23 protein-coding genes are annotated in these 23,884 nt (G+C 55.0%); 8 read left to right on the top strand and 15 right to left on the bottom strand.

Features of this window, described 5'->3' with window-relative positions; all coding sequences use genetic code 11:
* Positions 1-67 precede the first annotated feature (67 nt).
* Positions 68-1,357, top strand: a complete 1,290-nt coding sequence (locus tag Q0903_RS16910) for an aminotransferase class III-fold pyridoxal phosphate-dependent enzyme (protein WP_299030885.1) — start codon at positions 68-70, stop codon at positions 1,355-1,357.
* Complete coding sequence (locus Q0903_RS16905; protein ID WP_299417272.1) at positions 1,354-2,283, top strand: phosphotransferase; 930 nt, start codon at positions 1,354-1,356, stop codon at positions 2,281-2,283. Before Q0903_RS16910 ends, Q0903_RS16905 begins: the two co-directional genes overlap by 4 nt.
* 7 nt (positions 2,284-2,290) lie before the next feature.
* Here the strand turns inward: Q0903_RS16905 and Q0903_RS16900 are convergent, their stop codons facing one another.
* The 8 genes from Q0903_RS16900 to hpaE form a co-directional block, all read right to left on the bottom strand.
* A complete protein-coding gene (locus Q0903_RS16900; protein ID WP_299417270.1) occupies positions 2,291-3,787 on the bottom strand; it encodes a TRAP transporter large permease in 1,497 nt (498 codons plus the stop codon).
* Positions 3,784-4,368, bottom strand: a complete 585-nt coding sequence (locus Q0903_RS16895; RefSeq protein WP_299417268.1) for a TRAP transporter small permease — start codon at positions 4,366-4,368, stop codon at positions 3,784-3,786. Before Q0903_RS16895 ends, Q0903_RS16900 begins: the two co-directional genes overlap by 4 nt.
* 58 nt (positions 4,369-4,426) lie before the next feature.
* Complete coding sequence (locus Q0903_RS16890) at positions 4,427-5,473, bottom strand: TRAP transporter substrate-binding protein (RefSeq protein ID WP_299030889.1); 1,047 nt, start codon at positions 5,471-5,473, stop codon at positions 4,427-4,429.
* A gap of 231 nt (positions 5,474-5,704) precedes the next feature.
* The gene (gene hpaH, locus Q0903_RS16885; RefSeq protein WP_299417265.1) at positions 5,705-6,505 is read right to left on the bottom strand and encodes a 2-oxo-hept-4-ene-1,7-dioate hydratase; all 801 of its coding nucleotides are present in this window, start codon (positions 6,503-6,505) and stop codon (positions 5,705-5,707) included.
* Positions 6,502-7,356 (bottom strand): fumarylacetoacetate hydrolase family protein, encoded by an 855-nt coding sequence (locus Q0903_RS16880; RefSeq protein WP_299417263.1) that lies wholly within the window; start codon positions 7,354-7,356, stop codon positions 6,502-6,504. The genes hpaH and Q0903_RS16880 overlap by 4 nt, the downstream gene beginning before the upstream one ends.
* Complete coding sequence (locus Q0903_RS16875; RefSeq protein WP_299417261.1) at positions 7,353-8,750, bottom strand: pyridoxal-dependent decarboxylase; 1,398 nt, start codon at positions 8,748-8,750, stop codon at positions 7,353-7,355. Before Q0903_RS16875 ends, Q0903_RS16880 begins: the two co-directional genes overlap by 4 nt.
* A 61-nt stretch (positions 8,751-8,811) precedes the next feature.
* Positions 8,812-9,795, bottom strand: a complete 984-nt coding sequence (gene hpaD, locus Q0903_RS16870; RefSeq protein WP_299417259.1) for a 3,4-dihydroxyphenylacetate 2,3-dioxygenase — start codon at positions 9,793-9,795, stop codon at positions 8,812-8,814.
* A 12-nt stretch (positions 9,796-9,807) separates the two neighbouring features.
* A complete protein-coding gene (hpaE, locus tag Q0903_RS16865; RefSeq protein WP_299417257.1) occupies positions 9,808-11,319 on the bottom strand; it encodes a 5-carboxymethyl-2-hydroxymuconate semialdehyde dehydrogenase in 1,512 nt (503 codons plus the stop codon).
* A 412-nt stretch (positions 11,320-11,731) separates the two neighbouring features.
* Here hpaE and edd point away from each other — a divergent pair, with 412 nt between their 5' ends.
* From edd to hpaR, 4 genes are all read left to right on the top strand, one after another.
* Positions 11,732-13,540 carry a phosphogluconate dehydratase gene (gene edd / locus Q0903_RS16860; RefSeq protein ID WP_299417255.1) on the top strand — a complete coding sequence of 603 codons (1,809 nt, stop codon included), beginning with the start codon at positions 11,732-11,734 and terminating at the stop codon, positions 13,538-13,540.
* A 3-nt stretch (positions 13,541-13,543) separates the two neighbouring features.
* Positions 13,544-14,194 (top strand): bifunctional 4-hydroxy-2-oxoglutarate aldolase/2-dehydro-3-deoxy-phosphogluconate aldolase, encoded by a 651-nt coding sequence (locus Q0903_RS16855; protein WP_299417253.1) that lies wholly within the window; start codon positions 13,544-13,546, stop codon positions 14,192-14,194.
* Positions 14,195-14,305: 111 nt separating this feature from the next.
* Positions 14,306-14,719: a cytochrome c gene (locus tag Q0903_RS16850; protein ID WP_299030897.1), complete on the top strand. Its 414-nt coding sequence runs from the start codon at positions 14,306-14,308 to the stop codon at positions 14,717-14,719.
* 116 nt (positions 14,720-14,835) lie between these two features.
* Entirely contained in the window at positions 14,836-15,273 is a 438-nt protein-coding gene (hpaR, locus tag Q0903_RS16845) for a homoprotocatechuate degradation operon regulator HpaR (protein ID WP_299030898.1), read from the top strand.
* 8 nt (positions 15,274-15,281) lie between these two features.
* Here hpaR and Q0903_RS16840 read toward each other — a convergent pair whose 3' ends face one another.
* Positions 15,282-16,412, bottom strand: coding sequence for a pyridoxal phosphate-dependent aminotransferase (locus tag Q0903_RS16840; protein WP_299417251.1), 1,131 nt, complete (start codon positions 16,410-16,412; stop codon positions 15,282-15,284).
* 25 nt (positions 16,413-16,437) lie between these two features.
* Here Q0903_RS16840 and Q0903_RS16835 point away from each other — a divergent pair, with 25 nt between their 5' ends.
* Positions 16,438-17,196, top strand: coding sequence for an N-acyl homoserine lactonase family protein (locus Q0903_RS16835; RefSeq protein WP_299417249.1), 759 nt, complete (start codon positions 16,438-16,440; stop codon positions 17,194-17,196).
* A gap of 48 nt (positions 17,197-17,244) precedes the next feature.
* Here Q0903_RS16835 and Q0903_RS16830 read toward each other — a convergent pair whose 3' ends face one another.
* Entirely contained in the window at positions 17,245-17,970 is a 726-nt protein-coding gene (locus tag Q0903_RS16830; RefSeq protein WP_299417247.1) for an SDR family oxidoreductase, read from the bottom strand.
* 121 nt (positions 17,971-18,091) lie between these two features.
* Between Q0903_RS16830 and Q0903_RS16825 the strand changes: the two genes are divergently transcribed.
* Positions 18,092-18,850, top strand: a complete 759-nt coding sequence (locus Q0903_RS16825; RefSeq protein ID WP_299417245.1) for a tyrosine-protein phosphatase — start codon at positions 18,092-18,094, stop codon at positions 18,848-18,850.
* Here Q0903_RS16825 and Q0903_RS16820 read toward each other — a convergent pair.
* Genes Q0903_RS16820 through Q0903_RS16800 form a run of 5 tightly spaced genes read right to left on the bottom strand, consistent with a single transcriptional unit; the run spans position 18,847 to position 23,847 of the window.
* Positions 18,847-20,760 (bottom strand): beta-galactosidase, encoded by a 1,914-nt coding sequence (locus tag Q0903_RS16820; protein WP_299417243.1) that lies wholly within the window; start codon positions 20,758-20,760, stop codon positions 18,847-18,849. The two genes, Q0903_RS16825 and Q0903_RS16820, sit on opposite strands and share 4 nt — an antisense overlap.
* Positions 20,757-21,584 carry an SMP-30/gluconolactonase/LRE family protein gene (locus tag Q0903_RS16815; RefSeq protein WP_299417427.1) on the bottom strand — a complete coding sequence of 276 codons (828 nt, stop codon included), beginning with the start codon at positions 21,582-21,584 and terminating at the stop codon, positions 20,757-20,759. Before Q0903_RS16815 ends, Q0903_RS16820 begins: the two co-directional genes overlap by 4 nt.
* The gene (locus Q0903_RS16810; protein WP_299417241.1) at positions 21,578-22,186 is read right to left on the bottom strand and encodes a 2-dehydro-3-deoxy-6-phosphogalactonate aldolase; all 609 of its coding nucleotides are present in this window, start codon (positions 22,184-22,186) and stop codon (positions 21,578-21,580) included. The genes Q0903_RS16815 and Q0903_RS16810 overlap by 7 nt, the downstream gene beginning before the upstream one ends.
* Positions 22,187-22,189: 3 nt before the next feature.
* A complete protein-coding gene (locus tag Q0903_RS16805) occupies positions 22,190-23,080 on the bottom strand; it encodes a 2-dehydro-3-deoxygalactonokinase (protein ID WP_299417239.1) in 891 nt (296 codons plus the stop codon).
* The gene (locus Q0903_RS16800; protein ID WP_299417238.1) at positions 23,077-23,847 is read right to left on the bottom strand and encodes an SDR family oxidoreductase; all 771 of its coding nucleotides are present in this window, start codon (positions 23,845-23,847) and stop codon (positions 23,077-23,079) included. Before Q0903_RS16800 ends, Q0903_RS16805 begins: the two co-directional genes overlap by 4 nt.
* Between the last annotated feature and the right edge of the window lie 37 nt (positions 23,848-23,884).

Below are 23,884 nucleotides of genomic sequence, written 5' to 3'. Positions count from 1 at the left end.
TTGCCGCTTCTGACAAGAAGCGAACTTCGCACTGGTTTCAAAAATTTCTCATTAGGAACATAAAGTCATGCCGCGCAGCACCTCAGACCTCATTCAGGACCGCGCGAGGTTAATGGGCCCCAATGTTGCTACGTTTTACGATGACCCTGTACATTTTGTGCGGGGTGAAGATGTCTGGCTATGGGATGCCGAAGGCCGCAAGTATCTAGATTGCTACAATAATGTTCCACATGTTGGCCATTGCAATCCACGCGTGGTTCAAGCGATCTGTCATCAAGCGAGCACACTGAACACCCACACGCGATATCTACACGATGGTATTCTTGATTATATCGAAGCGCTGACCGCGACGATGGACGCCACGCTGAGTACCGCAATCATGACGTGCACAGGATCAGAGGCAAATGACATCGCCTTACGGATGGCCGAAGCGATAACCAAAAAGCGCGGCATCATCGCAACCGACGCGACCTATCACGGCAATACTTCATTGGTCAGCCAACTTAGCCGATCCAACATACCCACTGTAGGTTTTGGATTAGGCGACTACTTTCGGTTCGTTGACGCGCCGGACAGCTACCGTAATCCCGATCCGGACGGCACTAAGTTCGCACAGAATGTAAAAGCACAGATTGCCGCACTTGAGGCCTCTGAGACAGGTTTTGCTGCACTTGTGGTCTGCCCCTATTTCCTGAACGAGGGCTTTCCCGACAATCCAGATGGATGGCTGAAACCCGCCGCGGATGTTGTCCGCGCGGCTGGTGGATTGCTCATTTGTGACGAAGTTCAATCAGGATTTGGTCGCACAGGGTCGCACCTATGGGCATATGAGAAAATGGGCGTGATCCCTGATATCGTGACGTTGGGCAAACCGATGGCAAACGGGCATCCTGTTGGGGGCCTCGTAACACGGATGGAAATTGTCACCGCTTTCCGCGAAGGCTATCGCTATTTCAACACTTTCGGCGGCAACCCCGTCTCGAGTGCTGCAGCAATGGCCGTTCTACAAGAAATACAGGAACGTGACCTTGTCACACATGCAAAGTCGGTTGGGGACTATGCCCGCGAAAGACTGGAGCTGCTCAAAACGAAACACGCATGTATCGGGGATGTGCGTGGTTCAGGCCTGATTTTTGGTGCTGAGATGGTTCTGGACCGTGATCTGAAAACTCCTGCCAGTGCGTTTACTGATCGCGTGATTAACGTAATGCGCCAACGCGGGATTATTCTCTCCAAGCTTGGGCGTCACAAGAACACGCTTAAAATACGGCCGCCAATGGTTTTTAGCTATGAACATGCCGATCTATTATTCGACACTCTCGATGAGGTACTGGGAACAGTACCACTCAGCACGTGAACGATATTGTGGAACAGGCGTTGCCTTTCTGGCAGCTTGACGGGGCGACATATGCTCTCGTTGCTGCGCGTGAAAATGCTGTCTTCCGGATAAATCATAAAGGCCGGCAGGTGGCCCTGCGGTTGCACAGACAAGGATACCGCACAAATTCAGAGCTTTGGTCAGAGCTTAAATGGATGGAAGTCGTGGCAAACGGCGGGATAACCGTTCCCGTACCCATCCCAAGTGTATCGGGAAAAGTACTCCACATCATTGACGGCGTGCAGGTAGATGTCCTCAGTTGGCTGTCTGGCCAGATGATGAGTGAAATACGACAATTGCCGTTTGACAGGATCAAGCTGTTCGAAAACCTCGGCGCAACAATGGCGCGTTTGCACGAAACGTCAGATGCTTGGAACAGACCCGAGACATTTGAGCGGCGCGCTTGGGATCTCGATGGTCTGCTGGGTGACGCGCCCCTATGGGGCCGCTTTTGGGAGAACCCCCAGCTTGCCCGCGACGACCAGCAGCTCTTTAGACGCTTCCGAGACAAGGCAAGTGCGGCGCTTTCGAAACAGTCAAAGCATCTGGACTATGGTCTGATCCATGCCGATCTAGTGGGTGAGAACGTGATGCTGGACGCAGAGAATATCCAACTCATCGACTTTGATGATGGCGGTTTTGGTTACCGCCTTTTCGAGATTTCAACCGCCCTGCTCAAACATATCAGCGCGCCCGATTATCCAAAGCTGCGCACAGCGTTGCTGACGGGATATGGATCAGTGAGAGCTATTGACCCCACGCTACTGGACCTTTTCCTAGCGATCAGATCAGCAACTTATGTCGGATGGATAATGTCCCGCATGGGTGAGGAAGGCGCAGGCGCGCGTAGCGAAAGGTTCATCACCAGAACCCGCAATTTGGCTACACGCTACCTCGCGACCTGAGCCATGCTTACCATGGGATCAGCATCAGCGTGATCACTGGAAACGCCACGAGGATCACTACCCGCACCAGATCGGAAAGAACGAAATACAAGATCGCTTTGTAGGTCTCGACCATCGGCGTTTCACGGTCCATGGCATTTATAACAAAAAGATTCATACCCACGGGCGGTGTGATCAGGCCAACCTCGACCACGATCAAAACAAGAATGCCGAACCAGATCGCTGTCCGCTCGATGTTGATACGGTTCAAAACACCTTCAGAGACGCCACGCAGTCCCAGCTCGCGCGTGACCTCGCGCGTGAGTTCCTGACCGCTTGCGAGTATCGTTTGCGCCTCGGCCAATAGGGCGGCGGGTAGATCAGCACCGCTTGCCACCAGATCAGACAGGCGGGCAGATTGCAGATCAACCATGCTTACCAATGCGAAATCAAGTTCTTGCACTACTGGCCAGAAGATCGGAATCGTCAGCAAGATCATCGAAAGGCTGTCCATCAGGCAGCCAAGCAACAGATAGAACACAAGGATCACGACCAAAATGACCCATGGGTTAAAGCCGCTTCCACCAACCCACGCCGCCGCCTCTTGTGGCAGCTGCGTGAGAGCGAGGAAGCCGTTGTAAAAAGCGGCCCCCAAGACAATGAAAAAGATCATCGCAGTGGCGCGCGCGGTGACGTAAAAGCTCTCCGCAAGCGTGGTGCGGGTAAGGCCACCTGCAAGCCATGCAATAAATCCCGTACCAAATGCGCCCACGGCGGCCCCTTCGGTCGGGGTGAAAATACCCGCATAGATGCCACCAACGACGGAAAGAAACACCAGCAGCACGGGCCAGACGGCAAACAGCGCCCTGAAACGCTCCGCATACGGGGCACGCGGGCGTGTCCCCGCAGAACCGGGGTTCATGCGCACATAGACAGATATCGCTATCATATATCCTGCCGCAGCAAGGATGCCGGGAATGAACGCTGCAAGAAACAGCTTAGCGATGTTCTGCTCTGTCAGGATTGCATAGATAACCAACACAACAGACGGTGGAATTAGAATTCCAAGCGTACCACCCGCAGCCAGCGTGGCCGTCGAAAACCCACCTGCATATCCATAACGCTTCAATTCTGGCAGCGCGACGCGGCTCATCGTGGCAGCAGTGGCAAGTGATGAACCACAAATTGCCCCGAAGCCCGCACAGGCCCCCACAGAGGCCATCGCAACGCCGCCCTTTCGATGTCCAAGAAAGCTGGACGCCGCATTAAACAACGACTGGCTCATCCCGCCCAAAGTGGCGAAATGGCCCATCAGCAGAAACATGGGTACAATCGACAAAGAATAATTCGAAAAGGTCGAATATGTTTCCGCCTTAAGGCGTGCCAGCGGAAGGCTTGCATCGCCAGTGATTATCATAAGGCCAACCATACCCGCCAAGAACATCGCCAACCCGATGGGCACGCGCAAAAAGATCAGGGTAAGAAGCGCGGGAAATGACCAAAGCCCGATCGCGATATCGCTCAATGGTCTGCTCCCATCTCGTCGGGTAGGATCACAGTGCGTGTCAGCACTTCAGTCACCCGCGCTGCAGCCACGTAAACAGCAACCAAGGCTGCTACAATCGCGCCCAGAACGCTCAGCGCGTAGGCCCACCAGATTGGAAACTGCAGCAAAAACGTCGTCTGCCCAGACGATTGTTTACTCAGCATCCCCAGAAAAAGCTGATACGCAATGATGACAAGAACGCCCGCAAAGACAACTTCGATGATCGTGCGCAGCATTTGATTGGCACGGCGGGGCAGCTTGGCCGTAAAAATATCAACAGAGGCATGTGCACCATTGATATGGCACAACGGCAAAAATGCGAAAATAGCAAAGGCCATCCCCGCCTCCACCAACTCAAAATCCCCGTTTATCGGGCCGACGCCTGTCGCCAGCAACGCACTTGCGACACCAGGTAGGGTTGATTGCATAAAGTCGCCGTTCAAAACCGAATTTACCGCGCGTCCCAAGACCGACAAGCAGACCAGTAGGATTAGAACCGAGAGAACAATACCCCCCAGTACGGCAAACAGCCGCGACAGCTTTTCTATAAAGCTATGCATTTACTGCCCTTCCCAAAGAAAGCCGCCGCAGCCCTTAACAGACTGCGGCAGACCCCATTTACATCTCGGATTTTGCGCCTTTGCATTCGCCGCCCATCAAGGATTTTGCCTGATCAATCAAGCCTTGTCCGTCAATGTTTTTGCTCTGCATATCAGCGACCCAAGTATCATAGATCGGGCTGGTAAGGTTCTGCCATTCGGTAGTGTCCGATACGGTGATAATATTATTTCCCGCATCTACTGCCAGATCACGTGACGGGCCATCCGTGTCAGACATAACACCGCCTGCAAAGATCGAAAAATCGAGACCCGAGTTTTCATCCACAACCTTTTTCAGATCATCGGAAAGGCCGTCATAAACACCCTTGTTCATCGCCAGAACGAAGGTGAGCGTATAAAGCGCAGGGCCTTCAAATTCTGTGTGGTTCTCAACCAGCTCCGGCACTTTGAGCGCACCTGTTACTTCCCAAGGGATCGTGGTGCCATCAATAACACCCTTGGACAGACCTTCGGAAATGGCAGGAACAGGCATGCCTACCGGTGTCGCACCCGAAAGGCTCAGCAATTCGTTCACCAACCGTGAGCCGCCGCGGATTTTCATGCCTTGCAGATCGGCCGGTGTCTCAACCGGATCAGCAGTATGGATCACACCAGGACCATGTACCCATGTACCAAGAATTTTGACGCTCTTGAATTCGTCTTCTTTCATATGCTCTTCGAACATCTTCCAATAGGCACAAGACGCGGCCCGCGCATCGTCCACCATAAAGGGCAGCTCGAAGACTTCGGTTGAAGGGAAACGGCCCGGTGTGTAACCCACAACTGTCCAGACCACATCAGCAACGCCATCAATCGCCTGATCCATCAGGCCGGGAGGCTTGCCACCAAGTTGCATCGACGGAAAGCGGTCGATCTTGATACGCCCCTCAGAGGCGCCCTCGATACGGTCTGCCCAAACGTCCAGTACCAGCTTTGGCACATTCGCTTGTGCGGGCAAAAACTGGTGCAATTTCAATGTCACTTCCTGCGCATGCGCGCCGGTTGCCAGCACCGCAGCAGTGGCTACGCCGCCCAGCAAACGCTTTATGGATTTAGTGATCGTCATATGTGTTCCTCCCTTAGAAACTTTCATTGGCAAACCATCGCCGGAATCTGCGTGATGTTCTGGCTTGGAAAGACTGTGACAGCAAGTCCGAAACGCCTCAAGCGCCTTTGCGCAGGAAGGTGCCGCGCGTCGCAGGTGGCGCAGGTATTGGCGTTCATACAATCAAGCCGCACCTTATGCTTAGCAACACAGTGTATAAGTGCATTGCCTGTTGTAGTTCATCACTGCATCTTACTCAAAAGAGATATCAACACTTCCAAAGTCGCCAAAGTCAGCAGTGATCTTTGCCCCTGCAGGACATTCTACAGGACGAATGAAACTGCCCGACAGGATGATCTGCCCCGGCTCGATGCTTTGGCCATACTGTGCCATGCGGCGGGCAAGCCATACGACACTTTCAACAGGATCGTTCAGTACCCCGGCACCCAGACCAGTTTCCTCAACTTCACCGTTGCGCGAGGTGATTGCACCCACCCAACGCAAATCAAAATCATCAACGCAGTGCTTTTGTTGGCCAAGCACCATACCTGCGTTGGCGGCATTATCGCTGATGGTGTCGAAGACAGTGCGGGTCCTGCCAGTCTCTGGATCCATGCGCGAAATGCGCGTATCCAAAATCTCGATTGAGGGCGCGACATAGTCGGTTGCCGCCAGCACATCGTTACGCGTGACATCCGCGCCACCAACTGACGATTTCATGACAAAGGCAATTTCAGCCTCGATACGAGGTTGGATGAAACGCCCCTTCGGTACCATACTGCCATGGGCAAAAACCATATCATCGAACAGAATTCCACTATCGGGAATATCAATGTTCAGCGCATATTGCATCGCCTTAGAGGTCAGTCCGATCTTCCAACCAACAACACTCCGCCCCTCAGCCAGCTTGGCACGATAAATAGCATTCTGGATGGCATAGGCGTCATCCATCTCCATTTCCGGATAGGCTTTTGTGAGCAGGCCAATCTGCCTACCTGTCTTTTCGGCGTTCAACAAATCAGCAGCGGCTTGGGCGTGTTGTTCGGGCGTCATACCATTTCATCCTCGACCGTGTTGCGCAGGATGCCGATGCCATTCACTTCGACCTCAACCACGTCACCAGGTTTCAGATATTGCGGCGGATCAAGACGCGCACCTGATCCTGTCGGCGTGCCTGTGACAATGATGTCGCCCGGCTCAAGTGTCATAAAGGTAGAAATATACTCAATCTCGCGCCGGATCGGATGCATCATACGACTCAGCACATCGTCTTGACGCACCTCGCCGTTTACCCGTGTAATGATACGTGCGTTATCCAACTGTGCGGTATCTGTGAACGGCACCAGCCACGGGCCAATGGCACCTGAATTGTCCCAGTTTTTTCCTTGGGTCACGTTAAATTTAGCATGGCGAACCCAATCGCGGATTGTGCCTTCATTGCATAAAGTCAGTGCGGCAATGTGATCATAGGCATCAGCCTGCGCAATGCGGCGTCCCCCTTTGCCAATCACGATTGCAACCTCGCCTTCATAATCCAGCGTGTGGTTTTCAGGCGGGCGGATCAGCGAGCGGTTATGGCCTGTAAATCCACTGGCAAAACGCGGAAACAACGACATATATTTCGGCTGCTCACTGCCATCCTTGTATTCGGCGTTACGGTCAGGGAAATTCACGCCCACACACAGGATGCGGCGCGCATTGGGCAATACCATCTCATAGGTCACATCTGTATGCGTGACCGCCCTGCCCTGCGCAGCAGCACCAAGTGCCGGCAACCCGTTCGCCTGCACTGCGTCAAACAACGTGGGCCACTGCGGAAAATCAGCCCCCAGCGCAATCATGCCTTCGTCGGTCACTGCGCCATAGTGCATTTCACCCTCTGCCGAATACGTTGCAAAGTTCATTTAATCTGCTCCCAAACTTCTTTGATCACCTTATGCGCCATCATGACATCATCCCGTGTCGCATCGAACTGCCCCACCTGAAAGCGGATGATTTTCTGACCCTCGAACGCGCCCTGCGTCAAATAGATACGTCCATCATCGTTTAACGCATCCACCAGCCGCTGCTGCATCTCGTCGTCTCCTGCACACCGAAAGGAAAACAAGCTTAGAATCGGCTCTGTCACAATCTCGAAACCGTCGAGAGTGCGGATTTCCTCACACAGCTCTTGCGCCCATTTCACATGATTACGGATGCGCAGGCGCAACCCTTCCAACCCATAAGACCGGATGAGAAACCAGATCTTCAATGCACGGAAACGGCGGCCCAAAGGGATCGTCCATTCGGAATAGTTCGTAACGGCATCGCCCGTCGTCTTGAGGTACTCTGGCTCGATTTTGAGAGTGTTCAATTGTGGCGCCGCATCCCGCAGGAACTGGACCGAACAGTCAAACTGAGCACCCAGCCATTTGTGCGGATTGAATACTATACTATCAAAGCCATCCACATCCGCCCAGAATTCATCACGGTATTCAGGGCAGATCATGGCCGAACCGGCCCATGCGGCATCAAGGTGGGTATAGAGATCATGCGCCCGCGCCACCTCGAGGATCGGGCCCAAACTGTCCGAGCCGCCAATACCCGTACCGCCCGTAATTGCGATGATGCCCGCGGGCGTGTGCCCCAAAGCAATGTCAGCGCGGATCGCAGCTTGCAATGCCACAGCATCCATTCCGTACATCGGCCCTGTGGTCGGTATCTTGACCAGATTGGCCTGCCCGATCCCTGCAACCCAACAGGCGCGATCAATCGAGGAATGGACCTCGGTCGAACAATAGATGCGCAAGTGCCCCTTGCCTGACAGACCGTCACGGTTGCCCGTATATCCTGTCGCACGCTCACGCATGGTCAGAACAGCCGAGAGTGTCGCTGACGATGCGCTATCCTGAATGACGCCTGTGAACCCTTCCGCCAGCCCAAGTGCCTGACGCAACCAATCCACCATCACGCCTTCCACCTCTGTCGCAGCAGGGGATGTTTGCCAGAGCATGCATTGCGAAGCGACTGTATTTACCAACTGTTCGGCCAACATAGACGGCGGAGCGGCATTCGCAGGGAAATAAGCAAAGAAGCGCGGGTGCTGCCAGTGGGTGATCCCTGGCATCACGATCCGTTCGAAATCTGACATGATCGCATCCATCGCCTCAGCCCCTTCGGGTGGGGCGGTAGGCAATTGTGCAGCAGTTTCGCCCACAGCAGTTTGCGCGCGCACAGGACGGTCGCGCAGTGTTTTATGATACTCCGCTGACCAGTCTGAAATATGCTTGCCCCAATGGGCGAATTCATCCCAATTCATCTGTCACTCCCTGCGTTATGACTTCCCTGTAGTGTACTGATCGCGCAATCTTGCCAGAGTGTCATGGTGCGATAATCGGGCTGGCTTTGATTTGGGATTCCTGCGTCTCTACCCCGACAAATTTAGTGCCGTGCTTGAACCAGCTCTCGGGTGCTGCAGCCCCCCAAAGGGTCTGGCGCTGTGGGTCTTGCAGGTCCCATTTGATCGGTTCCAGATCAGGATCGACAGTTTGATAGTCCGAGCAGTAGATCTCGATCCTGTGGCCGTCAGGGTCGAGGATATAGAGGAAGAACGCATTGGAAATCCCGTGCCGCCCCGGTCCGCGTTCGATGTTGTCCACGTAGCCAGTCGTCGCCATCAAATCGAGCAGATCAATGATGTTAAGCGGTGTCGGCACCCAAAACGCCACGTGATGCATGCGCGGCCCTGTACCATTTGTAAACGCCATATCATGCACGCCGCCTTTGCGGTGCATCCATGCCGCCCAAAGCTTTTTGCTCTCGTCATCTTCGGTATATTCAGTCACGCGGAAACCAAAGTCGCTATAAAACGCCACAGAAGCATCAACATCGTTGCTAAAACAGTTGAAGTGGTCGATCCGCAGCGGTTTCACCCCGCGATACAGCGCATATTTCTGATGAATGGGATCAAGCCGATCCATTCTGTGATAGAACTCAAGCGGGATGCCCATGTTGTCAGAAGTTAGCAACGTGCGACCCTGATACGGGCGTTCCACCCATGATGTCGGGCGGCCTTTCGCTTTGAAGTATACCTCCGCACGGTCCAAATCACCCTCGTCGAATGTTTTGAAGCCCATCACCTCTACAGTACCTGGCTGGTCGGATTTTTGCAGGATGATACAGTGGTGTCCCCGCTCCTCCATGGCGCGCAGATAGACGTGACTATCGCTCTCGTCGGTGACCTGAAGGCCGACGATTTCGGTGTAGAAGGTCGTGGACGCAGCAAGGTTTGCCACGTTCAGGCATACATGGCTGAGGCGGATCGTGTTGAAATCAGGATAAAGGTTTGGGGCTGGTACAGGCATATTCTCTCTCCGTCAAAGTGCGCCGAGGCGGGTGATCTTGTGCTGGCCAGTGGCAAAGCCTACGTGCTTTTGCTCCATATAAAACTCGAACGACCAGTCACCGCCATCGCGGCCAATCCCGCTTGCCTTGACCCCGCCAAAAGGTGTTGGCAGGTGGCGCACATTCTCGGAATTGACCCAGATCATCCCCGCCTCAAGCGCATCGGTAAAACGCAACGCGCGGGTCAGATCATTTGTCCAGACATATCCGGTCAGGCCGTAAGCCGTGTCATTGGCCATTTGCAGTGCTTCAGCCTCGGTCTTGAACGGAATGGATGTCAGGACGGGGCCAAAGATTTCCTCTTGCGCAATCCGCATCTGGTTGGTGGCGTTTGTGAACAGCGTGGGGCGAATGAAATAGCCCTCGTCACCGACCGTTTCGCCACCTGCCGCGATGGTAGCACCATCAGAGCGGGCGATATCGAAATAGCTGGTCACCTTGTCGAAATGCTCGCTGCTAACCAGCGGCCCTATCTCGGTTTTGGGATCAAGCGGATGCCCTACCTTGATGTTGTTTACACGGGCGACCAGCTTTGCCTCGAACTCCTCACGAATTGTGTCCTGGATCAATAGGCGCGACGAAGACGTGCACCGTTCTCCATTGATGGAATAAATCATAAAAATCACTGCGTCGAGCGCACGATCAAGATCGGCGTCATCAAAGACGATCACCGGGTTTTTGCCTCCAAGCTCAAGGTGGTTACGCTTGAGCGTGTCTGCGCCCTGTTTGGTGATCAGACTGCCTGTGCGGCTTTCGCCAACAAAGGCAATCGCCTTGATCGCGGGATGTTCACAAAGGGCTTTGCCTGCCCCTTCACCAAAACCGTTCACGGTGTTCAGCACGCCGGGCGGTAGGCCCGCTTCTTCGGCAATTTCAACCAAAAGGCGCGCCGTCAGTGGCGATGCCTCAGCAGGTTTATGTACAACCGTACAACCCGCTGCCAACGCAGGCGCTATTTTCCACGTCGACAGCATGAACGGCGTATTCCAAGGCGTGATAACGCCTACAGGGCCAATCGGCTTGCGTGATGTCACATTCATCAGCGTCGGAGACTGCAAATGCTGACCATCACGCGCCTGCACAACCTGATCCGCAAAATAGCGGAAATTCTCTGCGCCGCGCAGGGCTGCCTTGGACATGAATTTCAACGCTTGGCCCGTGTCCCAACACTCGCACAGCGCGATCTCTTCCGCACGCGCCTCAATCCCCTCGGCGACTTTGATCAGAATTTTCTTACGCTCAAGCGCCGGCATATCGCGCCAATCCGCAAACGCTGCATGGGCCGCATTTGCCGCCTGATCAATGTCATCAGCCGTACCATGCGCCACATCGCAAATCACGGATTTGTCAACGGGTGAGGTCGTCTGAAAGACGCCACCGCTGCCCGCGACATCAACACCCGCGATGCGGTTTTGTATCCCCATTTCGCGAAAGCGTTCCAAATGGCCGGTCAGCTTGACCAGATTATCGTTGAGCGCGCTCATGCGGTGTCCTCCAGATGGTCGCAGCCCGAAGGGTCGCGAAAAATTCAGTATTTTCAGAAGTGGCTTGCCTCAACATTCCGCATCAGCTGTACGGGCGCAAGTCATGTCGCTTCTATTAACATGTTAATTATTGCGTAGTTAATTTTTCGAAGAGATATTGTCAAGTTGTAGTTGGTACCACTCGACTGAAATATGACACCTAAACCTAACACAAAGGACCAACCAAGATCTGAATTAGCCCACCGTTTGCATTGCGCTCAGCGGCATACTCCCAGAGCTGGATTATGCAGGTGTATTGCACGGCACGGCGTATTTCTTGCGCAAAGCTGCACCCGAAAACACAAGACAACCTACAAAAACGGTGCTAGAGGGTAGGAAAACTGTTAGCGCTATCATCGCCGGAGAACACGACATGTCACTGAACCCCATCGTCGAACAGGTCACAAAACGCATTATCGCGCGTAGCGCTGCCACGCGCGGACCGTATCTGGAGCGCATGGCCGCCGCCACATCCAAAGGCCCCGCACGTGCGCATTTGTCTTGTAGTGGCCAAGCTCATGCCTATGCCGCTTCTGGCGCTGATAAGGATAGTCTGGCAACAACCAATGCAGGCAATCTAGGTATCATAACCGCCTACAATGATATGTTGTCAGCTCATCAACCCTTTGAGACCTATCCCGACATCATCCGTGATGCTGTCCGCCAGATTGGAGGCACAGCGCAAGTTGCAGGCGGTGTGCCCGCTATGTGTGATGGCGTGACACAAGGCGAAGCGGGGATGGAGCTGAGCCTGTTTTCTCGCGATGTCATAGCCCTTGCTGCATCAGTCGCACTCAGCCACAACACATTTGACGCAGCCGTTTATCTGGGTGTGTGTGACAAGATTGTTCCCGGCCTTGTTATTGCAGCGCAAACATTCGGGCATCTTCCATCTGTCTTCTTGCCGGCTGGGCCCATGACCAGCGGCCTGTCCAATGATGAAAAAGCAAAGGTTCGCCAGCAGTTCGCCACAGGCGAAGTAGATCGCGCGGCCCTTATGGCGGCCGAGATGGCGGCCTATCACGGGCCAGGCACATGTACCTTTTATGGCACCGCCAACACCAACCAGATGTTAATGGAGTTTATGGGCCTGCACCTGCCCGCTGCCAGTTTTGTCACTCCGAATACAGATATGCGCGCAGCCCTGACGCGAGAAGGGGCGCAACGCGCACTTTCGCTGAGCGCTCTGGGAGAGAGCTATACTCCTGTCTGCGACATTCTGGATGAGCGCGCCTTTGTAAACGGGATCGTAGGGCTGAATGCTACGGGTGGCTCCACCAATCTGCTTATCCACCTGATTGCAATGGCGCGGGCGGGCGGAATTCTTCTCGACTGGCATGATTTTGCAGAACTGTCAGAAGTCACACCCTTACTGGCCCGCGTCTATCCAAATGGTCTGGCAGATGTGAACCATTTCCACGCTGCGGGCGGGCTGGGCTATATGATCGGCCAATTGCTTGAGGTGGGTCTGCTCCATCCAGACACCCAGACTGTTGCTGGTCAAGGTCTGCACCACTACACCCAAGAACCCCAGTTGATAGATGGCACACTGATCTGGAAAGAAGGCGCAGGCCAAAGTCTCAATACAAAGATCCTGCGTCCTGCAAATGATCCATTTCAGCCGACTGGTGGCCTATCGCGGCTGACGGGGTCGCTGGGTACCGCAGTTATGAAAATCTCGGCAGTCGCACCTGAACACCGCACCGTTGAGGCACCCGTGCGAGTGTTCAGCACCCAAGACGACGTAAAAGCGGCATTCAAAGCGGGCGAACTTACAGGCGATGTAATTGTTGTTGTCCGCTTTCAGGGACCGAAAGCAAACGGCATGCCAGAACTGCACAGCCTCACGCCCTTGCTGGCCATTCTCCAAGGTCGCGGCCAAAAAGTAGCTCTTGTGACCGACGGTAGAATGTCTGGCGCATCCGGCAAAGTACCCGCAGCGATCCATGTTTGTCCGGAGGCCGTTGACGGTGGCCCAATTGCCCAACTGCAAGACGGCGACATTCTGCGTGTTGATGCTGAAACAGGCGTGCTAGAGATTATCACGAAGGGTGTAACCGATCGCCCTATCGCCACTACAGACCTTGCGCCGAACCATTTTGGTACAGGCCGCGAACTATTTGCAAACTTCCGCCAAAAGGTCGGTGCCGCCGACACAGGCGCCACAATATTCGGAGACTAACCCATGGCCATTACCCCTGCTGACGCAAGCCGACGCACCCGCGAAATTTGCAATCTTGCTCCGATTGTTCCTGTTCTGGTCGTGAATGACGCCGCGCACGCCCGCGATTTGGCAACTGCGTTGATTGCGGGTGGCCTGCCTGCGCTGGAGGTAACGCTGCGCACTCCAGCAGCCCTTGATGCAATCCGCGAAATGGCCAAAGTGCCTAACGGGTACGTAGGCGCAGGCACTCTTGTAACGCCCGAAGACGTCATTGCCGCCAAAGAGGCCGGCGCGAGTTTCGGGGTCTCCCCTGGTGCAACAGATGCGTTGTTGGAGGCGTGCGAACGCGAGGGGCTGCCCCTGTTGCCCGGTGCAGCAACAGCAAGCGAAGCGATGCGGCTGTTAGAGCGCGGATACAACATGCTCAAGTTCTTTCCCGCAGAGGCATCAGGGGGGGCACCCGCGCTAAAAGCCATTGGCGCCCCCCTGCCACAGATTACGTTTTGCCCCACAGGCGGTGTCAGCCCCACAAATGCGTCCGACTATCTAAGCCTTGATAACGTGCTCTGTGCGGGTGGAAGCTGGGTTGCACCTGACAGCTTGATCCAAGCAGGCGCATGGGATGAAATTACCGCGCTCGCGAAGGCTGCGTCACAACTGGCAGGGCGTTAATTCCGCCAGCAACAGTGGGCGATTGTTTGCCGTACCAAGTGGCACCTGCCACCTGACTGTCCTATGCTGGCGATGCGATCAACGATTACACTCGCTCAGGAAAGCCAAATCATGCTTATACGAAGCCTCGCTCTTACCACGACCTGCATCGCCCTTTTTGCGGGCTGCGCCACCCTATCCAACGATCAGCGCGAAGCAATCAAGCGCGGTCAGGGCATATACGTTAAAGAGTGCGCGCAATGTCATGGACCGACAGGCGCAGGCGGCGGCGAAGCATCACTCGGGCTGGGCGAGACACCCCCTGATCTGACCCGCCTGTCCGAGCGTAATGACGGCGTGTTCCCACGCGAGTTTGTGCGCCGCTTTGTTCTGGGGCTGATTGACAAAACCAACCCGGATGCCGCGATGCCGGAATTTGCCAAGGTGGGATTGGCGCATGTTTATCCAAAAGGTGGCGCTGACGGTGAAGTTCTTGAAGCCGACTTTGCCGACCTGCTGGAATATCTGGAATCCATACAAAAATAACCCCGTCGATACTTTCGATATGCGCGGCTTTGGCAAAGCCACGACAAACAACTTGTGCTTGCATTGGATCACGTTAATTGGCAGCACCATCCTGCAATCAAAAGGCCAACATTATCATGAAAAAGCCGCTTCCCGATACCGCGCGGTCTTTGCCTATCGCATTGATCCGCGCCCGCGAAGGCGTGATGGCCCCTATCCGTGAGATGCTTTCGGAAACCGGCATTACCGAACAGCAATGGCGCGTCCTGCGGGTGCTGGCCGAACATGGTGAGCTAGACACAAGCACATTGGCCGACCGCGCAAGCCTGCTGTTCCCAAGCCTCACACGCATTGCAACGACCATGCGGAACAAGGGGCTGATCACCCAAACCCGCGACGAAAATGACCGCCGTCGCCAGATTGTCGCCATCACGCCTCAAGGGCAAAAAATCATCGACGACAATATCGAGCAGGCGGGCCGCATCGTTGAAGGCTTCAAGACCACACTCGGTCTAGCGCAATACGAACAACTGCTGGATCTGCTGGCACTGCTGGATCCACATAACCGCAACTGAGGCAGCATTTACAGTCCGCGATAATCGCGCAGACCTTGGGAGAGCCGTTGCAAACCCTCATCCAAATTCGCCGCCGCACCGCCACCCACACCCAGCCTGATGTGACCGTTTTGCCCGTATGCACTGCCCGGGAGCAGAAATGTCCGGTACGGATCAGCGAGCAAAAACCGCGTGAACGTATCGCTCTTAATCCCGTCTGGCAGACGCCCCAAACCTATCAATCCTGCCCGCGGACTGACCCAGCTCAGACCTTCCTGATCGGCCAACCACGCGTTCATATGAGCAAGGTTCGCGCGGCCCTCGGAACGGGCCTTTTCCATAGCCGTGGCATACCGATCAGGACGCAAAGCGATCTCGGCAATCACTTCGCCCATGATGTTCATTATCTCTGACGAATTCTCCCGCAGAATTACTGCATCGCGGATCAGCGCGGCATAAGGGCAAATGATCCAACCCGTGCGCAGCCCTTGCAGGCCCAATGCTTTGCTCACCGAACCTGTTGTAATGCCCCGCGCATACATTCCCGCAACACTGGGCGCGCGTGGGCCATCCCACTCCAATCCTGCATAAACCTCATCCACCAACAACCACGCGCCCACGCGGTCAGCCATAGTGACAACTTGTGCCATTGTATCCGCATCCATTACCTCACCCGTCGGGTTGTTGGGGTTGGTCAAAAATATCATACGCGTACGCGACGTAATCGCATCGGCCAATCGGTCCAGTGGCAGGCGCCAGCCTTCGGCTTCCTGCCGCTCAACAGTAACAACCTTTGCGCCAATCGCTTTCGCAAGAACCTCCGCCTGCGGCCAGCCGGGCGTCTCGACCACTATCTCGTCATCAGTCTGCAACAGCTGCATGATCGCCAGATAGTTCGCCTCGGCTGCTCCAGCAGTGATAAGGACATCCGAAGGCGTACAAATGTCACTCAGCCCCGCTTGCCTCAACACATGGTCTTTCAACTCGGGCAAGCCGCTAAAATCACGATTGTTCCAGTCGAGCGGTAGATCAGGATCGAGATCATCCATAAAATCCCGCAGGCGCGGTGATTGCGATAGTGAAAAACCCACAATCGCCTCGGGGGCGCTCTGGGTCGTCTCTAATAGATATTCGAACAACGTGTGAATCTTGACTTTCATGCACGGCCCCCTTTTGGTCTTGCGTATGAGAAACCAACTGCGCCTCAAGGGCAAACCCATTCGTTTGGCTGTGCTGGATTATGGCCTGTTTCAGGTCCACGCCAATGGGCGGATCATCGGAATTTGCGGCTATGTCATCCAGACAGACGCAAACGAGACCGTTTTGATCGACACTGGCTTCCCCTCGAAATACGCGACGGATGCAGAGGCTGCCACCGCCGAAGACGATCTTGGTAGCTTTGGCTCCGTGCTGTCCGTGACACCCGAAAATATGCCGCAAGCACAACTTGCCAAATTGGGGATCAGACCCGAGGACGTCACGCTGATGATACAAAGCCATACCCATATCGATCATGTGGGCCATATGCATGCTTTTCCCGATGCGCCTATTCTGATCGCCGCTGCTGAACGTGCCCTGCCCCGCCCCATGTACTGGTCTGGCAAACAGCCAATGGAATGGCCCGATGCCCAATATCATCTGGTTGACGAAGATTTTGACCTGACCGGCGGGTTCACAGTTCTGCTGTGCCCCGGCCATGCGCCGGGACAGCTGGCATTTATGATCGATCTGCCAAATACAGGTTCAGTGTTACTCACTTCTGACGCTATTAGCCGCGCCGCCGAGATTGACGAGAAATTCGCCGGATCATGGGACGTGCCGTTGGCTATTCAGCACGGCGCACGCCTTATGAAGATGGCCGATGCGCAAGATGCCACTGTGATTTTTGGCCATTCGCCCGAACAGTGGCCGACGTTGAAAAAAGCGCCTGACTGGTTCGTTTAATGGCGGCCCGAGGACGAAAACAATCGGGAACTTGTATGGCTCGACACCCTAACGAACGTCACGGCCTTGGTTGAGAATGATCACATTACCGCTCGAAATATCGCCCGCGCTTGAGACCAGAAAGCCAACCCATGCGGCGATCTCGGATGGTTTCATCGCACGACCATGGGGCATTTGCGCGATTGCTTTGTCCAAGACTTCTTTGCTCACCACACCAAATAGCGGTGTCTCTGTCATGGCGGGCGCGATGGAATTAACCGCAATTTTGTCAGTTGCATAGCGCCGCGCGAGGTCTTTGGTTAGCGTATCCAATGCAGCTTTGGAGGCGCGGTAATGCGGCGGATCAAAAGCATCGAAGTTATATGCTCCATTGCTAGAGATATTGACGATCTTGCGCACGCCTTCGCGCCCTTCCATCAACTGAATAGCCGCCTGACAACAATGAAACGCGCCCGAAAAATTCAGCGCCATCTGCTTTTCGAACTCTTCCACAGGAATGTGCGGAAACTCCGACATAAAACACGTGCCTGCGTTGTTCACCAAGGCATCTACGCCGCCGAAAGCTCTACCAATATGGGCGAAAGTCTCGGCAATGATCGACGCATCTGTCAGATCCGTTTCTATTCCTGTGAAACCCGATATCCCGTGCATTCGCGCCAGCGCGTCTGCATCAATGTCCAGCCCGATAACAACCATATCATCGGCAATCAGACGGTCCACAATTGCGCGGCCCATGCCACCAGCAGCCCCTGTTACAACAGCAATTCTCTGCATCTTTCCAATCCACTCCATTCGTGCTCGGTTCAAACCTACGCACCTATCCAACGCCCTGCAACGCGGCATGAACAATCACAGCCTTCTTGCAGGACGTGCCCATCCGCACTAGGTCAGCAGAATGACCCAACGCCCCCCTTCCCGACATATCGTTATGCGCGGTGCCTATAACCTCCGCGATCTTGGCGGCTACATAAATGCCCAAGGCACATCTGTACCATGGCGGCGCTTTCTACGCGGCGACTGTTTGCACCGTCTCGACGAAGGAGAGCCGGAGCGGCTGCATTTCGAGGGACTGCGCATGGTGATCGACCTGCGCACTGCCCGAGAGGTCCGCGATGCGCCCAGCCGTCTTGCCCGACAACGTGGTGTTGAATGGGTGAACCTGCCGTTATTTGACGCACTCTCCCCTGATGCGCTAGCCGAAGTCGAAGTACCCGATGGCCACCCGCTGCTTGCCATGTATGTCACCGCCGTTGAAACGCGCGGCGAAGCGATCTGCACGATCTTGCGCCGCATGGCCGAAATTCGCGAGGGGGCCATACTGTTCAACTGTACCGCAGGCAAAGACCGCACTAGCGTAATCGCAGCGATGCTGCTGGGTCTTGCAGGCGTTTCGCATACAGACATTATTGGCGACTATGCCCTAACCCAGGAGTTCATCCCGGAACTGGTGAGTGAGTTCTTGAGCAGGGCACGCGCTAACGGGGCAGACGTGGAAAGCTACGCGACACTGCTAGAAAGCCCTGCCAGCGCAATGGCAGGTATGCTGAGCCATATCGACGAGAAATACGGCTCTGTTATGGGGTATTTGGATCATATCAACGTGGATACCCACACACTGTCGCGCTTACAGGTCAGGCTCGGCGTTACGGTCTAGAATGCACTGCGTGTGACTGAAATCGCAGGCAGATCCAGTCCCGCTACGCTATGGGCAGTTGTATCAAAGTTGAACCAGAACCGCTCAGCACCCGTATCGCGGCACCGCACGCCATCGGGCAGTGAAATAGTCTCTAAACCGGCATTATTGCAAAGCGTGTCGAACAATCGCCGCAGCGCGGGCTGATCGCCCCACCCGGCCAGGTAGTAGAAATTGCCCTGCCGCACAAACGCAGGCTGACCATCAGCGCAATACTCCAACACTTCCGCGTTCGTCTCGATCTGCTCTCGGTAGCCCGTAAAATATCCGCCACCACGCAATGCAACGGGTGTGTCACTTCGCAAGCTCTCAACAGCGGCGACAGTCACGTCCAGCCCCGCCCAATCGGGTGGCAAGGGCACCGGAATTGCCATCTCGCTATTTCGGGCCCCTGTGCGCGGCCCCAAGACGACCTGCCCTTCACAAAGATGCAGCGCTCTCTTTAGCGCATCCGGCACATACAGCATCCCTGGCAAAAGGATCAGGGTATAACCCGCAAAGTCCCGTTTGGACGGTGGAACGATATCCACTGACAAGCCAAGACTGCGCAAAGCGCGATAGGTTTCAAATACGAGCCCAAAATAGCTTAGCCCCGCACCATGCGGCTGCACTGCCCAAGCAAAATCAGCATCGTAGTCAAACATCAAAGCGACCCGCGCTTGTGCAGGTACAACATCAGGCGTGTCCGACAGTTCACGCGCAACCTCGCAGGCCTCGGACAATCCAGCAGCCGCAACACTATCAGGGCGCAGCAGTCCTGCATGCATCTGTTCTTGGGCAAAGGGCGCTTGGCGCCAACGGAAATAACACACAGCCTCCGCACCATGGGCGAATGCTTCCCAAGTCCAAAGGCGGACCATGCCGTCCAGCGGTGCAGGGTTATGTGGCGCCCAATTCACGGGACCAGGTTGCTGCTCCATTACCCACCAGCGCCCGCCACCAACTGATCGGTACAGATCATGATGAAACGCCTGAAAGTCAGGATCGCCCTGTCTTGCAAAGTGTTTTTGGTGGGCAGCATCCATACCACTGCGATCTTCAAGAAAGCCGAGCGGGTAGCTGTCCCAACTGGCAAAATCCAGATCGGACCCCACAGCAAAATGGTCGAAATCTGTGATCCGACCCATGTAATTGTGGGTAACAGGCGCATCCGAATGGGCGCGAATGATATCGACCTGTGCGCGATTGAACGACACCACCTGATCCGAGCTGAATCGACGAAAGGCCAAACTGTGGGCTGGATTAGGCTCTGTTACGGTCAAGTTGGGTAGGTCAATCTGATCAAAATCATCATATGTCATAGACCAGAATACGTTGCCCCATGCGGTGTTTAGCGCGTGGATATCGCCTTCATATCGCACCCGCAGCCACTGCTGAAACGCTGTGCGCGCGGCAGGGGAATAGGAGATCGTTGTATCGTGGCACCCGTATTCATTGTCTGTCTGCCATGCCGCAACATAAGGATTGGCCCCATAGCGTTGCGCGAGTTGTGTCACGATCTGCGCGGCTTCCTTACGAAAACCATCATGGCTAAAGCAGTAGTGCCGCCGCGATCCAAAACCGCGCGGGCGGCCCTGATCGTCATAGGCCAGCATATCGGGATGCTTTGCAAGTACCCAACGCGGAGGCGTTGCTGTCGGCGTGCCCAGCACCACCTTCAGGCCCGCACGCCCCAATACGTCTATCGCATCATCCAGCCACTCCAAACGGTAGTCGCCCGCCGCAGGCTCTAGCGATTGCCACGCGAATTCACCGATGCGCACCCAGGTCAACCCTGCCTCGACCATGCGCTGTGCATCTTGCTTCCATATTTCACGCGGCCATTGCTCGGGGTAATAGCAAACACCCAATGTCCGCTTTAGCGTGCTCACAAGATTACCCGATGTTCTCGCTGGCCCTGCGCCTGCGTTTCAATAAAATAGGTCTTTCCCTCATCGGGTCCGTCCAGCCCGACAGCCGCTGAGGTAATGTAAAGTGTGCTCAGATCAGGGCCACCAAAGGCGGGACAACTCGCCTGTTTCGCGGCAATGCTTACCGCCCCCATGAAGACACCATCAGGACCGTACCTTGCCACACGTGATGCGCCCCATTGCGCCACCCATAAACATCCTTGTGCATCAATCACTGCCCCATCCGGATTCAACCCTTCGGTCCGCGTATCGATAAAAACCTCTGGTGCGTCTTTGGGCCAGCCCTCTGCATCCAGCGCGACACGCATCACCCGACGGCTGTGCGTATCGGTGTAGAGGGCGAATTTTCTGTCAGGAGTAAAACAGATCGCATTGGATACGGTGATCCCTTCAAACAAGACTTCGACGGCACCACGATAATAGCGATGGATCGTGCCTGCATATTTTTCAGCCTGCTTTCCCATTGATCCGATCCAGAACCCACCGAACGGGTCGGCGCGTCCATCGTTCGAGCGGGTCACAGCATTGTCTGCTTCCAACGGAGCGATGTGAGTTTGCGCACCTGTTTCTAGATTATAACTAAACAGCTGCGTTTCCGAAGCGATCAGTAGCGTATCATGGTCAACCCAACCGGCAGCCGAGACGTGTTCATCAAACTGACGGACAGATCCTTCACCATAGAGCCGCATTTCAAGGATATCGAACCAGAACAACGAGTGCCGCTCGGGGTGCCACAACGGCCCCTCCCCCAGCGCACATTGGGTCGCATCAAAGACTTTCACGATGTCACCAATGCGTCATACGCCGATACAATTGCCTGAGCGCGGCGCGTCACTTGGGCCAGATCAAACCCCGGCTGAAAGAGACCGCTTCCGATGCCAAAACCATCTGCACCTGCCTCTAGCCAAAGCGCGAAATTGTCTGGCGCAGCCCCACCAACAGCATAGCATGAGACGTTGGCAGGCAGCACTGCACGCAGCGCTTTTAGCCCCGATGGCCCGATCAGATTGCCAGGAAAGAACTTAAGCCCATCGGCACCGTGGCGCAGCGCGGAAAATGCCTCGGTTGGTGTCATCACCCCAGGAAAGCTCTGCATGCCAGCGGCTTTGGTCGCCTTGATCACCGAAGGGTTACAGTCGGGGGAGACGATTAGCTTGCCCCCGACTCCTGCCACGCTATCAACCTGATCTGTACTAAGCACTGTGCCTGCACCAATCAACACACCCTCACCTACCGTTTCGACCAGCCGCGAGATGGAAGTGAGGGGATCAGGCGAGTTCAATGGCACTTCGATGCGGGTGATCCCCGCCTCCACCAATGCCGCGCCAATCGGGACGACTTCGTCAGGGGTGACACCCCGCAGGATCGCAATCAGCGGTCGGCTCATGTCTCAGGTCCCCTTCATGGCGGTATATGCACTGTACAATCCGCGCAACGTCATCGCATCCGCATCTACCGTTTGCGTTGGAACACCTTGCGCCTGCAATGCCGCAGCATAAAGACTGGCAAGTGTCCCGTCACCGATCAATGCAATATTCTGCCCCAACCAATAGGGCCGCGCCGCAGCAAGCTCCATCCCGATCAGCATACCCGACAAACGCGCGCGCGCCGTGGCGGGGTCCAGTCCGTCTAGCAACGTCTCGGCCCGTAGCGAGAAAAGCGCACCCGCCATACTTTCTGGACGCGACATGGTATCGCCGACAGCGGTCTTGAATGCCTCAGCATCCAAGTCTTGCGCATCAACCGAATGGCGCAAAACAGACTGTTTTGCCAGCAGCGCAAACATCTCACCCGTCATGAATGTCCGAAAGCTGACGATTTCACCTGCACTGATATGCACCCATTTCGAATGTGTTCCAGGCAGACACAACACGCCGTCCCACTCTGGCTGCGTTGCAATAAATCCTGCGATCTGAGTTTCTTCACCGCGCATGACATCAGCGGGTTGCAGTTGTGACATGCCCGACAATATCCGCACATCCATGCGCGGATCAGTTCCGGTCACGCGCTTAGCTCCCGTCGCATCAGGCGGGGCAGCAGGAACGCTTCGATAGGGCGCTTCTGACCAGCCTTGGCGCGCACCAACCATACCGCAACAGATCACAGGCGTGACGACATCCCGACGCAAATGCGGCTCTATCAAAGACAAAAGTGCGCGTTCAAATTCGGCAGGGGCAAGCGTGCCCATGCCATCATCGCTGCTCAATGCAATCACCTGTGCATCATCATGGATCCAAACCCGCAGACGGCTTGTCCCCCAATCTACTGCAATCCAACTCATCCAGTGACCACCACACCACCATCCACTGCCATCAGCTGTCCCGTCATCATCTTGCTACAATCAGAGGCAAGGAACAGAACCGGACCCAAGATATCTTCTGGTTCGATAACGCGCTTTAGACACTGTTTATCAAGATGCTCTTGGCGTATTGCAGGATCACCAAGACCGTGCGCGCTCAATTGCTTTGGGGTCTTTACCCAGCCCGGTGCCAGTGCATTCACGCGAATGCCATCTGGCCCGAATTCACGCGCCAATGAGCGGGTCATGGCGGTAATGCCACCATTCGCCATGACATATAGCGGATAGCCCGCATTCCCCATGATGTAGCTCACTGAAGAAAAGTTGATGATCGTCCCACCACCCTGCGCCTGCATCCCTTTTAAGACAGCCTGACAGGCAAAAAAATATGGCTTTAGATTAATGCCCGTATTTTCGTCCCACATTTGGGGCGATACCGCATCGGTTGCATGACGCACGTCATCAGCTGCGTTATTGACGAGAATTTGCACAGGCCCATGCGCCGTATCCGCCCGTGAAATCGCAGATTGCAAGGCATCGACATCAGAGACATCACAGTGCATTCCCAACGGACGCGTACCGTGCTTTGCCTGTAGCGCATCAGTTGCTTCTTCGACATTTGCGATATCAACGAAAGCAACCCTTGCGCCCTGTGCCATAAACCCGTCTGTGAGGGTCGCCCCTATCCCAGAAGCACCGCCAGTTATGAAAACACTTTTACCTTTTAGATCGTGAAATTCAGTATTCATTGCATGGCCCTCATGTTCGGATAGAAATTTGCCATCT

The sequence above is a fragment of the uncultured Sulfitobacter sp. genome (assembly GCF_947502895.1).
GTDB lineage: Bacteria > Pseudomonadota > Alphaproteobacteria > Rhodobacterales > Rhodobacteraceae > Sulfitobacter.
This window is presented reverse-complemented; position numbering and strand designations above follow the sequence as displayed.

Excerpts from the sequence above, each read along its gene's own strand:
- Q0903_RS16875 (WP_299417261.1), bottom strand. The coding sequence starts at position 8,750 with ATGAATTGGGATGAATTCGCCCATTGGGGCAAGCATATTTCAGACTGG.
- Q0903_RS16910 (WP_299030885.1), top strand. The coding sequence starts at position 68 with ATGCCGCGCAGCACCTCAGACCTCATTCAGGACCGCGCGAGGTTAATG.
- Q0903_RS16850 (WP_299030897.1), top strand. The coding sequence starts at position 14,306 with ATGCTTATACGAAGCCTCGCTCTTACCACGACCTGCATCGCCCTTTTT.
- Q0903_RS16840 (WP_299417251.1), bottom strand. The coding sequence starts at position 16,412 with ATGAAAGTCAAGATTCACACGTTGTTCGAATATCTATTAGAGACGACC.
- Q0903_RS16800 (WP_299417238.1), bottom strand. The coding sequence starts at position 23,847 with ATGAATACTGAATTTCACGATCTAAAAGGTAAAAGTGTTTTCATAACT.
- hpaR (WP_299030898.1), top strand. The coding sequence starts at position 14,836 with ATGAAAAAGCCGCTTCCCGATACCGCGCGGTCTTTGCCTATCGCATTG.
- Q0903_RS16805 (WP_299417239.1), bottom strand. The coding sequence starts at position 23,080 with ATGAGTTGGATTGCAGTAGATTGGGGGACAAGCCGTCTGCGGGTTTGG.
- Q0903_RS16810 (WP_299417241.1), bottom strand. The coding sequence starts at position 22,186 with ATGAGCCGACCGCTGATTGCGATCCTGCGGGGTGTCACCCCTGACGAA.
- Q0903_RS16890 (WP_299030889.1), bottom strand. The coding sequence starts at position 5,473 with ATGACGATCACTAAATCCATAAAGCGTTTGCTGGGCGGCGTAGCCACT.
- hpaE (WP_299417257.1), bottom strand. The coding sequence starts at position 11,319 with ATGAGCGCGCTCAACGATAATCTGGTCAAGCTGACCGGCCATTTGGAA.
- hpaH (WP_299417265.1), bottom strand. The coding sequence starts at position 6,505 with ATGACGCCCGAACAACACGCCCAAGCCGCTGCTGATTTGTTGAACGCC.
- Q0903_RS16895 (WP_299417268.1), bottom strand. The coding sequence starts at position 4,368 with ATGCATAGCTTTATAGAAAAGCTGTCGCGGCTGTTTGCCGTACTGGGG.
- hpaD (WP_299417259.1), bottom strand. The coding sequence starts at position 9,795 with ATGCCTGTACCAGCCCCAAACCTTTATCCTGATTTCAACACGATCCGC.
- Q0903_RS16830 (WP_299417247.1), bottom strand. The coding sequence starts at position 17,970 with ATGCAGAGAATTGCTGTTGTAACAGGGGCTGCTGGTGGCATGGGCCGC.
- Q0903_RS16880 (WP_299417263.1), bottom strand. The coding sequence starts at position 7,356 with ATGAACTTTGCAACGTATTCGGCAGAGGGTGAAATGCACTATGGCGCA.
- Q0903_RS16825 (WP_299417245.1), top strand. The coding sequence starts at position 18,092 with ATGACCCAACGCCCCCCTTCCCGACATATCGTTATGCGCGGTGCCTAT.
- edd (WP_299417255.1), top strand. The coding sequence starts at position 11,732 with ATGTCACTGAACCCCATCGTCGAACAGGTCACAAAACGCATTATCGCG.
- Q0903_RS16855 (WP_299417253.1), top strand. The coding sequence starts at position 13,544 with ATGGCCATTACCCCTGCTGACGCAAGCCGACGCACCCGCGAAATTTGC.
- Q0903_RS16835 (WP_299417249.1), top strand. The coding sequence starts at position 16,438 with ATGAGAAACCAACTGCGCCTCAAGGGCAAACCCATTCGTTTGGCTGTG.